Below are 13,581 nucleotides of genomic sequence, written 5' to 3'. Positions count from 1 at the left end.
CTTCAGCACATCGTGCGCGATGCGCTGCGCCTTCATGCCCACGCCCACCATCGCCGTGCGCGCGAACTTGATGGTCTGCGGGTTGGTCGCGTTCAGCATGAACATCGCCGCAGCATTGCCCGGGCGGAAGGTCTTCTGCCCCATCTTGCGCAGCAGGTTGCGCATGTTCATCGACACGTCGCCGAAGTCGATCTTCACCGGACAGGGCGACAGGCACTTGTGGCAGACCGTGCAGTGGTCGGCCACGTCCTCGAACTCTTCCCAGTGCTTGATCGACACGCCGCGGCGCGTCTGCTCTTCGTAGAGGAAAGCCTCGACCAGCAGCGAGGTCGCGAGGATCTTGTTGCGCGGGCTGTACAGCAGGTTGGCGCGCGGCACGTGCGTGGCACAAACCGGCTTGCACTTGCCGCAGCGCAGGCAGTCCTTGACCGAGTTGGCGATGTCGCCGATGTCGCTCTGCTGCATGATCAGCGACTCGTGCCCCATCAGCCCGAAGCTGGGCGTGTAGGCATGGCTCAGGTCGGCCGCGAAGACTTCGTCGCCCAGCGCCTTGAGCGCCTCGCCGCGCAACAGCTTGCCCTTGTTGAAGCGGCCTTCCGGGTCCACACGCTGCTTGTAGGCGGTGAAGTTGGCCAGCTCGTCGTCGGTCAGGAATTCGAGCTTGGTGATGCCGATGCCGTGCTCACCCGAGATCACGCCGTCCAGCGAGCGGGCCAGCACCATGATGCGGGCGACGGCCTGGTGCGCCGTCTGCAGCATCTCGTAGTTGTCGGAGTTGACGGGGATGTTGGTGTGCACATTGCCGTCGCCGGCATGCATGTGCAACGCGATCCAGACACGGCCCTTCAGCACCTCCTGGTGGATGCGCTTGCATTCCTCCAGCAGCGGCGTGAACGCAGCGCCGGCAAACAGCCCTTGCAGGGGTTTAAGGATCTGCCGCTTCCACGAAGCGCGCAACGAACCGTCCTGGATCTGGTCGAAGAAACTGCGCTGGACATCGGCTTGCACCACGTCCAGGCCCTGCAGCCAACCCAGCCATAGCGCACGCACCTCGCGCAGCAGCGTCAGTGCCTGCTGCACGCGGTCTTCCAGCAACTCGGCGCTTGGGATCTCGCCGGCATCGTCGGTCTTGCCGAGCGGCAGAGTGCCCTGGGCGAAGAAGGCCTCAAGCCTGTCGACCAGCGCCAGCTTGTTGCGCAAGCTGAGCTCGATGTTGATGCGCTCGATGCCCAGCGTGTACTCGCCCATGCGTTCGAGCGGGATCACCACGTCTTCATTGACCTTGAAGGCATTGGTGTGCTTGCTGATCGCCGCGGTGCGCTTGCGGTCGAGCCAGAACTTCTTGCGCGCATCGGCCGACACGGCCACGAAGCCTTCGCCCGAGCGGCCGTTGGCCAGGCGGATCACCTCGCTGGTGGCGCGCGCCACCGCATCGGCATCGTCGCCGACGATGTCGCCGACCAGCACCATTTTTGGCAGGCCGGCGCGCTTGCTCTTGGTCGCGTAGCCCACGGCCTTCAGGTACCGGTCGTCCAAGTGCTCCAGCCCGGCGAGGATGGCGCCGCCCGGGCGCTTCATCTCTTCGAACATGAAGTCCTTGATCTCGACGATCGACGGCACGCAGTCCTTCGGGTTGCCGAAGAATTCGAGGCAGACCGTGCGCACGTGCGCCGGCATGCGGTGCACGACCCAGCGCGCCGAGGTGATCAGCCCGTCGCAGCCCTCTTTCTGGATGCCCGGCAGGCCAGCGAGGAATTTGTCGGTGACGTCCTTGCCCAGCCCTTCCTTGCGGAAGACACGGCCCGGGATGTCCAGCCGCTCGGTGCGCTCCAGCTTCTTGCCCGTGGCGTCATAGTGGCGCAGCTCGAAACTGGCCGTCTCGACGTCATGGATCTTGCCGAGGTTGTGGTTCAGGCGGATGACCTCGAGCCAGGTCGCTTGCGGCGTCACCATGCGCCAGCTGGCCAGGTTGTCAAGCGCGGTGCCCCACAGCACGGCCTTCTTGCCGCCGGCGTTCATCGCGACGTTGCCGCCCACGCAGCTGGCCTCGGCCGAGGTCGGGTCGACCGCGAACACATGGCCGCCACGTTCAGCGGCATCGGCCACGCGCTGGGTGACGACGCCGGCCTCGGTCCAGATCGTCGCCACCGGTTTCTCGACGCCCGGCAGTGCAACCATCTCGACCTCGGTCATCGCCTCGAGCTTCTCGGTGTTGATGACCGCGCTCTTCCAGGTCAGCGGCACGGCCCCGCCGGTGTAGCCGGTGCCACCGCCACGCGGAATGATCGTCAGGTCGAGCTCGATGCAGGCCTTGACCAGGCCGGCCATCTCGACCTCGGTGTCGGGCGTCAGCACKACGAACGGGTACTCGACACGCCAGTCGGTCGCGTCGGTCACGTGCGACACGCGCGACAGGCCGTCGAACTTGATGTTGTCTTTCGCGGTGTGCTTGCCCAGCACCTTGCGAGTGCGCTGGCGCAGGTCCCACACCTCGGAAAAACGCTTGGCAAAACGCTCGACCGCTGCGCGGGCCGCGGTCAACAGCTCGCCGACATGGGCGTCGCGCTCAGCGTCGTCGGCCGGCGTACGGCGCTTCTCGACCTCGGCCAACCGGTGCTGCAGTGCGGCAATCAGCAGGCCGCGGCGCTTCGGGTTGTCCAGCAGGTCGTCTTCGAGGTACGGGTTGCGCTGGACGACCCAGATGTCGCCGAGCACCTCGTACAGCATGCGGGCCGAGCGGCCGGTGCGGCGCTCTTCGCGCAGCCGGTCGAGGATCGCCCAAGGGCGCTCGCCCAGCAAGCGCAGCACGATCTCGCGGTCGGACAGCGAGGTGTAGTTGTAGGGAATCTCGCGCAGCCGCGGCGCGGAGGATGAGTCAACGCCCTCGTGGTTGCTCGGCTGGAAAGTGGCGGCGGGCAGAGGTGCGTTCATGGGCGTGCAGGCGCGGCACGCGGGGCTGGCACAACAGGCCACGCGGTCGCCTGTCGGGGGCACGTGAGGTCGGATCCTACCGCAGTGCACCATTCCCTCATCTTTGACGGGCAGAGGTGTGCGTCTACACGACGTGGGGCAAGAAAGCGACGCGAGGCGTCCGGGGTATTCCCCCATGTTGGCGCGCCTGCCGGCATGCCACAAAACGCAACTGTCACAAAGCGCTGAAAAACTCGCGCGTTTGTCCGCCGTTTGTTTTCGTTCAGGCGCGTTTTACGCCTGACACCCCACATCAAGGAGACGTCATGCAATTGAGGCAAGTCACGCTGGCCATCGGTTTGTCGGCCCTGTTCGCCGCCATGCCGGCGCAGGCGCAGGTCGAGGTGCAGTGGTGGCACTCGATGGGCGGCGCGCTGGGCGAATGGGTCAACGACCTGGCCAAGGATTTCAACGCCAGCCAGAAGGACTACAAGGTCACGCCGACCTTCAAGGGCAGCTACGACGAGTCGATGACCGCCGCGATCGCCGCCTACCGCGCCGGCAACGCGCCCCACATCCTGCAGGTGTTCGAGGTCGGCACCGCGACGATGATGGCCAGCAAAGGCGCGATCAAGCCGGTGGCCGAGGTGATGAAAGAAGGCGGCCAGAAGTTCGACCAGGACGCCTACGTGTCCGCAGTGGCCGGCTACTACACCGCGCCGAACGGCCAGATGCTGAGCTTCCCGTTCAACAGCTCGACGCCGGTCTTCCACTACAACAAGGACGCGTTCAAGGCCGCCGGGCTGGACCCGGAAAAGCCGCCCACCACCTGGCCCGAGGTGGCGCTGGCTGCGGCCAAGCTCAAGGCCAGTGGCCACAAGTGCCCGTTCACGACCAGCTGGGTCAGCTGGACCCAGCTGGAGACTTTCTCGGCCTGGCACAACACCTTGTTCTCGACCAAGAACAACGGCTTCGGTGGTCTGGACACACGGTTGGCGTTCAACACGCCGCTGCACCTGCGCCACATCGAGAACCTGGCCAACATGGCCAAGCAGGGCCTGTTCGTCTACAAGGGCCGCGGCAACGCGGCAGACGCGGTCTTCGTCTCGGGCGAGTGCGCGATGATGACCGGCTCTTCGGCGCTGTACGGCAACATCAAGCGCAACGGCAAGTTCGCCGCCGGCATCGGCACCCTGCCCTACTACCCCGACGTGCCCGGCGCGCCGCAGAACACCATCATCGGCGGCGCCAGCCTCTGGACGATGTCGGGCAAGAAGCCAGCCGAGTACAAGGCCGTGGCGGCCTTCTTCAGCTACCTGTCGCAGCCCGAGGTGGCGGCCAAGAGCCACCAGCGCACCGGCTACCTGCCGGTCACCAAGGCCTCGTTCGAGCTGACCGACAAGTCGGGCTTCTACAAAGAGAACCCGGGTACCAACGTGGCGGTGACGCAGATGATCCGCAAGACGACCGACAAGTCGCGTGGCGTGCGTCTGGGCAACTTCGTGCAGATCCGCACCATCATCGACGAGGAAATGGAAGGCGTGTGGTCGGGCAAGAAGACAGCCAAGGAAGCCATCGACGCCGCGATCAGCCGCGGCAACGAGCAGCTGGAACGCTTCGAAAAATCAGCCAAGATGTAAGGCTGTCAGGCGACTGGGTCGGCACGCGCGCATCGTGGCGCGGCCGGCCTCTTGTTGCCACTTGTTGAGAGGTCGATGGAAAAACGCGTCCGCTTTCGTTCCCGCTGGCTGCCCTGGCTGCTGATCGCCCCGCAAATGGCGATCGTGCTGGTGTTCTTCTTTTGGCCCGCTGCGCAGGCGCTGTACCAGAGCGTGCTGCAACAGGACGCGTTCGGCACTTCGGTCGAATACGTCGGGGCCGAGAACTTCCAGCGCCTGTGGAACGACAGCAGCTACCTCGAATCGTTCAAGACCACCGCGGTGTTCTCGCTGCTGGTGGCCACGAGCGGCCTGGGCATCGCGCTGGTGCTCGCCGTGATGGCCAACCGGGTGGTGCGTGGCGCGATGATCTACAAGACGCTGCTGATCTGGCCCTACGCGGTGGCCCCGGTGGTGGCCGCCGTGTTGTGGCTGATGATGTTCGCGTCGCCCTACGGCGTGCTGGCCTATGCGCTGCAAAGTGTGGGCATCCAGTGGGACCATCTGCTGAACCCGACCCACGCGATGGCGCTGATCGTGATGGCCGCGGTGTGGAAGCAGATCTCGTACAACTTCTTGTTCTTCCTCGCCGGGTTGCAGTCGATCCCGCCGTCGCTGGTCGAGGCGGCGACGATAGACGGCGCCACGCCCTGGCAGCGCTTCTGGACCATCGTCTTCCCGCTGCTGTCGCCGACCACCTTTTTCCTGCTGGTGATCAACATCGTCTACGCCTTCTTCGACACCTTCGCGATCGTCGACGCCGCCACCCACGGCGGCCCGGGCAAGGACACCGCGATCCTCGTCTACAAGGTCTACTACGACGGCTTCAAGGCGCTGGACATGGGTGGCTCGGCCGCGCAGTCGGTGGTGCTCATGCTGATCGTCGTCGCCTTGACGATCGTGCAGTTCCGCTTCGTCGAAAAACGGGTGCAGTACTGATGCGCCGACACCATGGTTGAACGCCGTCCTGGTCTCACGCTGCTGTCGCACCTGGTGCTGATACTGGGCGTGCTGATCGTCGTGTTCCCGGTCTATATCGCGCTGGTCGGCTCGACGCAGACGGCCGAGCAGATCACCGGCAGCCACCCGCTCTCCCTGCTGCCCGGCGGCAACTTCATCGAGACCTATCGGCTGGCGCTGTTCGGCGGCAAGACCAGTGGCGGCGCGACGATCGCGCCGGTGGCGCCGATGCTGTGGGTCAGCCTGGTCTGCGCGCTGACGATTGCCATCGGCAAGATTGCGATCTCGCTGCTGTCGGCCTTTGCGATCGTCTACTTCCGCTTTCCGTTCCGCGGCCTGGTGTTCTGGATGATCTTCGTCACGCTGATGCTGCCGGTGGAGGTGCGAATTTCGCCGACCTACGCGGTGGTGTCCGACCTCGGCATGCTCAACACCTATGCCGGGCTGACGGTGCCGCTGATCGCGTCGGCCACGGCCACCTTCTTGTTCCGCCAGTTCTTCCTCACGGTGCCGGACGAGCTGGTCGAGGCCGCACGCATCGACGGCGCCGGCCCGATGCGCTTCTTCAAGGACGTGCTGGTGCCGATGTCGCGCACCTCGATCGCCGCGCTGTTCGTGATCCAGTTCATCTACGGCTGGAACCAGTACCTCTGGCCGCTGCTGGTGACCACCAGCGAAGACATGTACCCGGTGGTGCTGGGCATCAAACGCGCGATCTTCGGCGAGGTGTACGTCGAGTGGAACGTCGTGATGGCGACCGCGATCCTCGCGATGCTGCCGCCGGCCTTGGTGGTGATCCTGATGCAGAAATGGTTCGTCAAGGGCCTGGTCGATTCCGAGAAATAGCATGGCAAGCATTTCCCTCAGACAGGTCGAAAAACACTACGGCAAGGGCGCCGGCGCCAACAAGGTGATCCACGGCGTCAACGCCGAGATCGCCGACGGCGAGTTCATCGTCATCGTCGGCCCCTCCGGCTGCGGCAAGAGCACGCTGCTGCGCATGGTGGCAGGGCTGGAGGAGATCTCCGGCGGCGAGATCGCGATCGGCCCGCGGGTGGTGAACGAGCTGGAACCCGCCGAGCGCGACATCGCGATGGTGTTCCAAAACTACGCGCTGTACCCGCACATGAGCGTGTACGACAACATGGCCTACGGGCTGAAGATCGCCAAGCGCCCGAAGGCCGAGATCGACGAGCGGGTCAAGAAGGCGGCGCGCATCCTCGAGCTCTCGCACCTGCTGGAGCGCAAACCGCGCCAGCTGTCCGGCGGCCAGCGCCAACGGGTGGCGATGGGCCGCGCGATCGTGCGGCAGCCGCAGGTCTTCCTGTTCGACGAGCCGCTGTCCAACCTCGACGCCAAACTGCGCGCGCAAACCCGGCTGGAGATCCAGAAGCTGCACGCCGAACTGAAGGTCACCTCGCTCTTCGTCACCCACGACCAGGTCGAGGCGATGACCTTGGCGCAACGCATGATCGTGATGAACGCCGGCGTGATGGAGCAGATCGGCACGCCGGAAGAGGTCTACGCACGGCCTGCCACCACCTTCGTCGCCAGCTTCATCGGCTCACCGCCGATGAATTTGTTGCCGGGTGAAGCGACGGCCGCAGGCTTCAAGCTCGGCGACACACTGCTGCCGCTGCCACCCAGCGCGCCGCGCAACGGCCTGGTGACGATGGGCCTGCGGCCGGAACACGCCGAGCCACACACCCAAGGCGGTTGGCCGCTACAGGTCGAAATGGTCGAGATGTTGGGCGCCGAGCGCTTGGTACATGGCAAGCTCGGCGGTGCTGGCTTCACACTGCGCATCGCCAGCACCGAAGCCGCCCCGCGTGTTGGCGAACAGCTKATGCTGGCCGCCACGCCCGAGCACTTGCATTGGTTCGACAGCAGCACCGGTCGTCGTGTGGCAAGCTGAAGGCATGTCTGCGCCCGCTGCTCCCACCACGCCCGCACCATCCGCCCTGCCCGACTGGCCCTTCCCGCGCTGGATTGCCCACCGCGGCGCCGGCAAGCTGGCGCCCGAGAACACGCTGGCCGCGTTCCGGCTGGGTGCTCACTACGGCTACCGCGCATTCGAATGCGATGTGAAGCTGTCTGCAGACGATGTTCCCTTCCTGCTGCACGATGGCACGCTTGATCGCACAACCAATCAGCGCGGCCGCGCGGCCGACTGGCGGTGGAGCGAGCTGTCGCGGCTTGACGCCGGCGGATGGCACAGCCGCGCCTATGCCGGTGAACCGATCACCAGCCTGCAGGCGCTGGCCGCCTTCTTGCGCCGCAACCGTTATTGGCTGGACCTGGAGATCAAACCGACCAAGGGCGACGAAGAGCGCACGGGCCGCCTGGTGGCGGCTGAGGTGCAGCGCCTGTGGGCCGGCGACCCAATGCCGCCGCTGTTGTCGTCGTTCCGCCCTGAGGCTTTGGTGGGCGCCAAGCAAGCGGCGCCCGAGCTGGCGCGCGCGCTGCTGGTCGACACCCATTGGCCCAACTGGGTCACGGTGGCCCAGCAGCTGGGCTGCGTCGCCGCGATCACCAACTACCACCTGATGGACGCCGCGCTGTTGCAACACCTGCACAGTTGCGGCCTGCGCGCACTGGTCTACACGGTGAACGACCCGGCGCCAGCGCAACAGCTGCTGGCGATGGGCATCGACGGGATCATCACCGACGCTGTCGACGCGTTCGCGCCGCAATAGCGCTGCGACGCGCTCGTGGGCGTTTGCCGCAGCGAACGATCGCGCGTGCCACCTAACGCGCAAAAGGTTGCGTGCTAACTAGGGATGTGAGGGAACTGGCGACGGATCGAGCATCCGCGCCACATCAACTCAATCCCAGGAGACCCCCATGCAATTTCAACCTTCGTCCGTCAGTCGCCGTCGTGCGCTCTTCGGCTTGGCCGCCACCGGCGGCAGCCTGCTGCTGGGCATGCCGTCGTTCGCCCACGCCGCGGGCAAATGGACATTGGAAGTGCTGCACGGCTTCTCGTTCAATGAAGGCAACGGCTCGGTCGGCAGTGTCGTATTCGGCCCCGCCGGCCTGCTGTACGGTGCACACGCCTCCGGCGGTGAAGGCGGGCTCGGCACGCTCTACCGCTGGTCGCCCAGCGATAGCAGCTTCGCCGTGCTGCAGCACCTCGAATACGCCACCAGCAAGCCGGCCTCACCGCAGTCGGGCCTGATCGTCGGGCGCGACGGCGCGCTGTGGGGCACCAGCGCGTTCGGCGGCCGGGCCTTGGCCGGCACGATCTACACGCTGGCGCCGGACGGCAGCATGACGGTACACGCCGACTTCGACTCGGCACTCGGCCTGTTGATGCCCAGCGGTGCCTTGGTCGAAGGCCGGCCAGGCCGCTTCTACGGCACCACCGACGAATCGGTGTACCGCTACGACAGCCGGCCCGGAGGCAAGCTGAAAGAGCTGTACCGTTTCAAGCCCGAGTTGGATGGCCGCGGCTCGCAGTCCGCCCTCGTGTTCGGTACAGACGGCCTCCTGTACGGCAGCAACCCGTACAACGGGCCGAAGAAGCACGGCACCTTGTTCCGCGTCGGCATCGACGGCAGCGGCTTCGAGGTGCTGAAGTCGCTCGATGGCCAATGGGAGGGCGACAGCCTGCGGGCGCCACTTCTTCGCGCCAGCGACGGCCATTTCTACGGCTGCGCCACGGCCGGCGGCGCCTTCGAGCGCGGCGTGGTGTTCCGGCTCGACAGCAGCGGCAACTACTCGGTGCTACACCATTTCGCTGGCGGCGACAACGACGGCGCCTACCCCGAAGGGGCGCTGGTCGAAGGGCCGGATGGTGCGCTGTACGGCACCACGCTCGAAGGCGGTGCGGCACCGCAGAGCTACGGCACGGTGTTCCGCATGACCAAGGCCGGCCGCCTGACGGTGATCCACCGCTTCAATGAAAAAGGAGCAGCCGGCGCCACGCCGCTGGGCGCGCTGCGTTTCGGGCCCGACGGTCGCCTCTACGGCACCGACGTCACCGGCGGCACGGGTGACTACGGCACCTTGTTCCGCCTCAGCCCGCCTTCGAACTGACGGCCGGCGGTTCACCAAAGGAAAGCGGCCGGCAAGGTGACTTGCCGGCCGCTTCGTTTCAGGTCGTGCCCTCGGCCAGGGCTTCGGTGCCGCGCACCTGGGTCGTCTTCGGCAGGCTGCGGACACCGCGGATCGTGGCCCACTGCCAGGCGCACACGGCCAGCAGCATGGCGGTCACGCCCGAGAAGGCCAGCGCCGCCCGCAATCCGATGTGCTCACCCAGCCAGCCGCCCAACAAAGCACCCGGGCCGGCCGGCAGCAGCGTCAGCCAGCGCATCGTGCTGGTCATGCGGCCCAGCAGCGGCTCCGGCGTCACCGCCTGGCGCAGGGCCAGGAAGTTGATGAACACCATCACTGCGCCCAAGCCGAACAGGCCCAGCATGACGACGAACGCCGCCACGCCCCAGGGGCCGACCGGGGCCATCGACAACAAGGCCCATCCGCTGCCGGTGATCGCAAAACCCAACACCAGGCACGGGCCCGGCCCCACGCGACGGCTGATCCGGTCGACCAGCAGACTGGCCGCCACCGTGCCGACCCCCAGGCCCACGTAGCTCAAGCCGACGGCTTGCTCGCTCATGCCCAGCGTGCGGGTGGCAAACAGGATCTGCACGACCAGCGCCGCGTGGTGGCACAGCTGCAACGTGCCCACGCAGGTGGCCAGCGCGACCAACAGCCGCTGGTGCACCACGAAACGCAGGCCCGCCATCAGGTCAGCCCAGAACGCCGTGCCGCCCTGCCCCCCGGCTTCACGCTTTTCTTCGACGTGGATGCCGCGCAGGATCAACGCCGAGCTCAGCAAGGCACAAGCGTCGACCAACAGCGCCACCGGTGCGCCCAGCAAGCGGATCAAGGCGCCCGCCACACCCGGGCCGGCCACTTCGGCACCCGAACTCGCCAGCGAGTTCTTCGCATGCGCTTCGACCAGCCGATCGCGCGAGACGACCTGCGTCAACACCACCTGGGCGGCCGAGCCGGCGACCGTGAACACCGTGCCGATGAAAAAGGCCACGGCGTAGAGCCAAGGCATGGCCAGCCAACCGAACCACCAGGCCAGCGGCACACTGGCCACGGCGAACGCCAGCAGCGTTTCGCCGGCGATGTAGACCGGCAGCTTGCGCACCCGGTCCAGCCACACGCCGCCGGGCAGCGAGAACAGGATGAACGGCGCGATCTCCATCGCCGTCAGCAAGCCCATCTGCGTCGGGGTGGCCTGCAGCAGCACCGCAGCGGTCAGCGGCAACGCCAGCATCGTGACCTGGCCGCCCAACGAGCTGATCAGGATCGACGTCCACAGGCGCCGGTAGACGGCGTCACGCAGCAGGTCGTTGGGTGCAAGCCTGAACCGGCTTGCCAAGTTTTGGATCAATGACCTCATGGGTCGTTTCTTCTTTCTCGGCCACGAATCACGCCTGCCCGGGTAAGGCCAGGCCGTGACGAGGAAAGCGACGAAAGAGGAAGGGCCGTGTTTCCGATTCTTCCGCCGAGGAGACCCGGCGGAGCGCCCATTACAAGGGGCGCGGAAGCCGAGAGACCGCTAGCGCGGGATGCCTCCCGCCATGGCAACGAATGCCGCCGGTCGGTGACCGGAGCAACGTCGTACGTTGGCGAGGGTGGGCTTCATCGGAAGGGCTTACATGGGTGCGCGAAAAGCGTGCACGCATCCTAGCAGCGCCGGTGAGGGGCACGCAAGCACCGAGCTTTCGTTGTCCCTCGTTCGCAGGGGTTCGATCACGGATAATTTCATCAACATGCAGGACCGCGAAACGCTCGACCGCTATTTCACCGAGCAGGTGGTGGGCGAGCCGTTCGTCATCGAGATGGGCCCCAGCGTGGGTGTGCGGCGCGAGCCCACGCGCGGGCTGAAGCTGCACCTGCTGGAAGGCCAGGTCGAGCTGCTGGGCCACGCCGCCCGCGGGCTGGTCTCGCCGCTGCAGGGCGATGCGGGGCTGGGCAAGCCGGTGTCGACGCTGGCGCTGGCGAAGGCCCGGCGGCGCCTGCTGGTGGGGTCGCTGCTGGCGATCCTGGCGCTGTGGTCGGCCCTGCTGTGGTGGATCTTCCAGCGTTTCTTCGCGCACTGACGCCAACCCGAGGGCCACCGATTGCTGGACAAGACACAGGACACGCTGGTCATCGACCCGGTGAAGATGAACATCGTGAACCGCATTGCCGCGGACACGGTGCTGGCTGGCGACTTCCTGTTCAAGGGCGGCCTGCTGCTGCAGGGCACCCTGCAAGGCGTGGGCGAGATCGCCGGCAAGCTGGTGGTGTGGCACGACGCGCGGTTGATCGGGCGCTTTCGCGTGCTGGGCGATCTTTACCTGCTGGGCCAGCTGGGCGAGGCCACCGAAACCGACGACGAGGTCGACGACCAGACCGAGATCGAAGTGCAAGGCACGGCCTATGTGGCCAGCAGTGGCGTGAGCACCGGCACGCTGATCGCGGCAAAACTGCGCATGTATGATGGTGCGGTCCTCCAGGGGCCGTTCAGGACCTTGCGCAACGCGCAGTCGCTGCCGGTACTGCACGGCGGCTGAGCCCGCGGCCGCGGGCCCCCTTGTGGCCCCTTTCGCACCACCCTCAACGCGACGCCTGCCCATGGACAACGACGACTCTCTCGCACCGGTCGACGGCGAAGGCAGCAGCCCGGCCGCCCCATCCCCCCACTCACCACCCGCATCGCCCCCCACGCCCGACGTGCCGCAGGTCGCCATGGGCCAGGCCATGCCGGAAACGCGCCACTTGCCGACGCTGCTGCCGACCGTGCAGGCAATCGCCGCGGAGGGCCGAGGCAGTGCCAACGTCTCGACGCTGGGCCAGGGCCTGTCATTCATCGGCTCGGCCCGCATCGACGGCTCGCTCACCGTGTCCGGCGAAGTGCAAGGCGACATCGAGCTGCAAGGCAGCGGGAGCGGCCACGTGACCATCACCCAGACCGGCACCGTGGTGGGCGACATCCGCGCCCGCAACATCTCTGTGCTGGGCCAAACTGTCGGCACGCTCGACGCCGGCGGCGGTCGCGTGTCGCTGCACGACACGGCCAGTGTGTCGGGCCGCATCCGCTACACCCACCTGCAGGTCAACGGCGCCGACCTCAACGCCCAGTTGGAGCGCGTGCGCCCCGAGGGCGATGTCGCCAAGTCCGGTCATTCCTGAGACAAGCGTCGCCGCGAGCGCTGAACCGCGGGTCGCCACCAGCGACGAACTGCGCCGCGCCGCGCTGGAGCGTTCGGCTGCGCGCAACGCGCAAGTGGCGCGCCAGCGCGTACGCCGCCGCTGGGTGACCTGGGTCTTCTACAAGCTGCTGTTGTTCACCCTGCCGCTGGTGCTGCTGGCCGAGTTGGCTTGGGTGCTCTGGCTGCGGGACCACCCCTTGCCACCGCAATGGCAAGCGAAGCTTCCACCCTATCTGCAAGCGATTGCGAACCGGCTCGCACCGGTCGTAAGCCCTCAGGCACAATCGCCGTCCTCCGCTGCGCCCGGCGCCAGCACCACCTCGGGAGACCTCTGAAGTGAACGGCCAAGACACCCATCGCGCACCGGCCCGCCTGGTGCCCGCCGAGCAGCTGAACGGCATCACCAGCCTGATCGCCGAAGGCGCTCAGTTCGAAGGCACTTTCAGCGCCAAGGTCGACCTCGGCTTGAAGGTCGACGGCTGGCTCAAAGGCGACATCCGGCTCGAAACCGGCGGCACGGTGCACATCGGTGCTACCGGTGTCGTCGAAGGCAGCACGATCGAGGCCGACCATGTGCTGATCGAAGGCAAGGTGCGCGGCACTGTGATCGCCCGCAAGACGCTGGAGATCACCGGCTCGGCCACGCTGCTGGGCGACGCGGTCTACGACGCGCTGCTGGACATCCACCCCCGCGCCCGCCTGCGCGGCAAGATCGAGTTCCGCGGCGAGATGGACCTGGCTGAAGCGCCCCGAGCGATCACCAACTCCGGCCGTTCGAAGAACGAAGGCTCCGGGTCGAGCGCCTTCAGCCTCACCGACGACGGGCCGAACTGAAACGG

Annotated in this window: 13 protein-coding genes; 11 read left to right on the top strand and 2 right to left on the bottom strand. The window is 66.6% G+C overall.

Going from position 1 to position 13,581, the window contains the following annotated elements; genetic code table 11:
* A partial coding sequence (locus tag AC1DYI_RS03570; RefSeq protein ID WP_477202692.1) for a DUF3683 domain-containing protein occupies window positions 1-2,931 on the bottom strand: 2,931 nt, incomplete at its 3' end.
* A 305-nt stretch (window positions 2,932-3,236) separates the two neighbouring features.
* Between AC1DYI_RS03570 and ugpB the strand changes: the two genes are divergently transcribed.
* From ugpB to AC1DYI_RS03540, 6 genes are all read left to right on the top strand, one after another.
* On the top strand, window positions 3,237-4,550 hold the full coding sequence (ugpB, locus tag AC1DYI_RS03565; RefSeq protein WP_477202691.1) for a sn-glycerol-3-phosphate ABC transporter substrate-binding protein UgpB: 1,314 nt from the start codon (window positions 3,237-3,239) through the stop codon (window positions 4,548-4,550).
* Window positions 4,551-4,625: 75 nt separating this feature from the next.
* Window positions 4,626-5,507, top strand: coding sequence for a sn-glycerol-3-phosphate ABC transporter permease UgpA (ugpA, locus tag AC1DYI_RS03560; protein WP_477202690.1), 882 nt, complete (start codon window positions 4,626-4,628; stop codon window positions 5,505-5,507).
* A 12-nt stretch (window positions 5,508-5,519) separates the two neighbouring features.
* A complete protein-coding gene (gene ugpE / locus AC1DYI_RS03555) occupies window positions 5,520-6,374 on the top strand; it encodes a sn-glycerol-3-phosphate ABC transporter permease UgpE (RefSeq protein ID WP_477202689.1) in 855 nt (284 codons plus the stop codon).
* A 1-nt stretch (window position 6,375) separates the two neighbouring features.
* Window positions 6,376-7,443 carry a sn-glycerol-3-phosphate import ATP-binding protein UgpC gene (locus tag AC1DYI_RS03550; RefSeq protein ID WP_477202688.1) on the top strand — a complete coding sequence of 356 codons (1,068 nt, stop codon included), beginning with the start codon at window positions 6,376-6,378 and terminating at the stop codon, window positions 7,441-7,443.
* Window positions 7,444-7,447: 4 nt separating this feature from the next.
* Window positions 7,448-8,224 (top strand): glycerophosphodiester phosphodiesterase, encoded by a 777-nt coding sequence (gene ugpQ / locus AC1DYI_RS03545; RefSeq protein WP_477202687.1) that lies wholly within the window; start codon window positions 7,448-7,450, stop codon window positions 8,222-8,224.
* A gap of 148 nt (window positions 8,225-8,372) precedes the next feature.
* Complete coding sequence (locus AC1DYI_RS03540) at window positions 8,373-9,566, top strand: choice-of-anchor tandem repeat GloVer-containing protein (RefSeq protein ID WP_477202686.1); 1,194 nt, start codon at window positions 8,373-8,375, stop codon at window positions 9,564-9,566.
* A 58-nt stretch (window positions 9,567-9,624) separates the two neighbouring features.
* Here the strand turns inward: AC1DYI_RS03540 and AC1DYI_RS03535 are convergent, their stop codons facing one another.
* Window positions 9,625-10,944: an MFS transporter gene (locus tag AC1DYI_RS03535; protein WP_477202685.1), complete on the bottom strand. Its 1,320-nt coding sequence runs from the start codon at window positions 10,942-10,944 to the stop codon at window positions 9,625-9,627.
* Between the two features lie 373 nt (window positions 10,945-11,317).
* On the opposite strand from AC1DYI_RS03535, the gene AC1DYI_RS03530 reads away from it, so the two are divergent.
* The 5 genes from AC1DYI_RS03530 (at window position 11,318) to AC1DYI_RS03510 (ending at window position 13,576) form a co-directional block, all read left to right on the top strand.
* Window positions 11,318-11,647 (top strand): hypothetical protein, encoded by a 330-nt coding sequence (locus AC1DYI_RS03530; RefSeq protein ID WP_477202684.1) that lies wholly within the window; start codon window positions 11,318-11,320, stop codon window positions 11,645-11,647.
* A 21-nt stretch (window positions 11,648-11,668) separates the two neighbouring features.
* Window positions 11,669-12,103, top strand: a complete 435-nt coding sequence (locus AC1DYI_RS03525) for a polymer-forming cytoskeletal protein (RefSeq protein WP_477202683.1) — start codon at window positions 11,669-11,671, stop codon at window positions 12,101-12,103.
* 61 nt (window positions 12,104-12,164) lie between these two features.
* The gene (locus tag AC1DYI_RS03520; RefSeq protein WP_477202682.1) at window positions 12,165-12,722 is read left to right on the top strand and encodes a bactofilin family protein; all 558 of its coding nucleotides are present in this window, start codon (window positions 12,165-12,167) and stop codon (window positions 12,720-12,722) included.
* Window positions 12,697-13,077 (top strand): hypothetical protein, encoded by a 381-nt coding sequence (locus AC1DYI_RS03515; protein WP_477202681.1) that lies wholly within the window; start codon window positions 12,697-12,699, stop codon window positions 13,075-13,077. Before AC1DYI_RS03520 ends, AC1DYI_RS03515 begins: the two co-directional genes overlap by 26 nt.
* 1 nt (window position 13,078) lies before the next feature.
* Window positions 13,079-13,576 carry a bactofilin family protein gene (locus tag AC1DYI_RS03510; RefSeq protein ID WP_477202680.1) on the top strand — a complete coding sequence of 166 codons (498 nt, stop codon included), beginning with the start codon at window positions 13,079-13,081 and terminating at the stop codon, window positions 13,574-13,576.
* Window positions 13,577-13,581: the final 5 nt, after the last annotated feature.

Source organism: Ideonella sp. P3_A4, from assembly GCF_056403075.1.
Note: the sequence above shows the minus strand (reverse complement) of the source record. Positions and strands in the feature narration are given on the sequence as shown.

Excerpts from the sequence above, each read along its gene's own strand:
- ugpB (WP_477202691.1), top strand. The coding sequence starts at position 3,237 with ATGCAATTGAGGCAAGTCACGCTGGCCATCGGTTTGTCGGCCCTGTTC.
- ugpA (WP_477202690.1), top strand. The coding sequence starts at position 4,626 with ATGGAAAAACGCGTCCGCTTTCGTTCCCGCTGGCTGCCCTGGCTGCTG.
- ugpE (WP_477202689.1), top strand. The coding sequence starts at position 5,520 with ATGGTTGAACGCCGTCCTGGTCTCACGCTGCTGTCGCACCTGGTGCTG.
- ugpQ (WP_477202687.1), top strand. The coding sequence starts at position 7,448 with ATGTCTGCGCCCGCTGCTCCCACCACGCCCGCACCATCCGCCCTGCCC.
- AC1DYI_RS03540 (WP_477202686.1), top strand. The coding sequence starts at position 8,373 with ATGCAATTTCAACCTTCGTCCGTCAGTCGCCGTCGTGCGCTCTTCGGC.
- AC1DYI_RS03535 (WP_477202685.1), bottom strand. The coding sequence starts at position 10,944 with ATGAGGTCATTGATCCAAAACTTGGCAAGCCGGTTCAGGCTTGCACCC.
- AC1DYI_RS03530 (WP_477202684.1), top strand. The coding sequence starts at position 11,318 with ATGCAGGACCGCGAAACGCTCGACCGCTATTTCACCGAGCAGGTGGTG.
- AC1DYI_RS03520 (WP_477202682.1), top strand. The coding sequence starts at position 12,165 with ATGGACAACGACGACTCTCTCGCACCGGTCGACGGCGAAGGCAGCAGC.
- AC1DYI_RS03515 (WP_477202681.1), top strand. The coding sequence starts at position 12,697 with ATGTCGCCAAGTCCGGTCATTCCTGAGACAAGCGTCGCCGCGAGCGCT.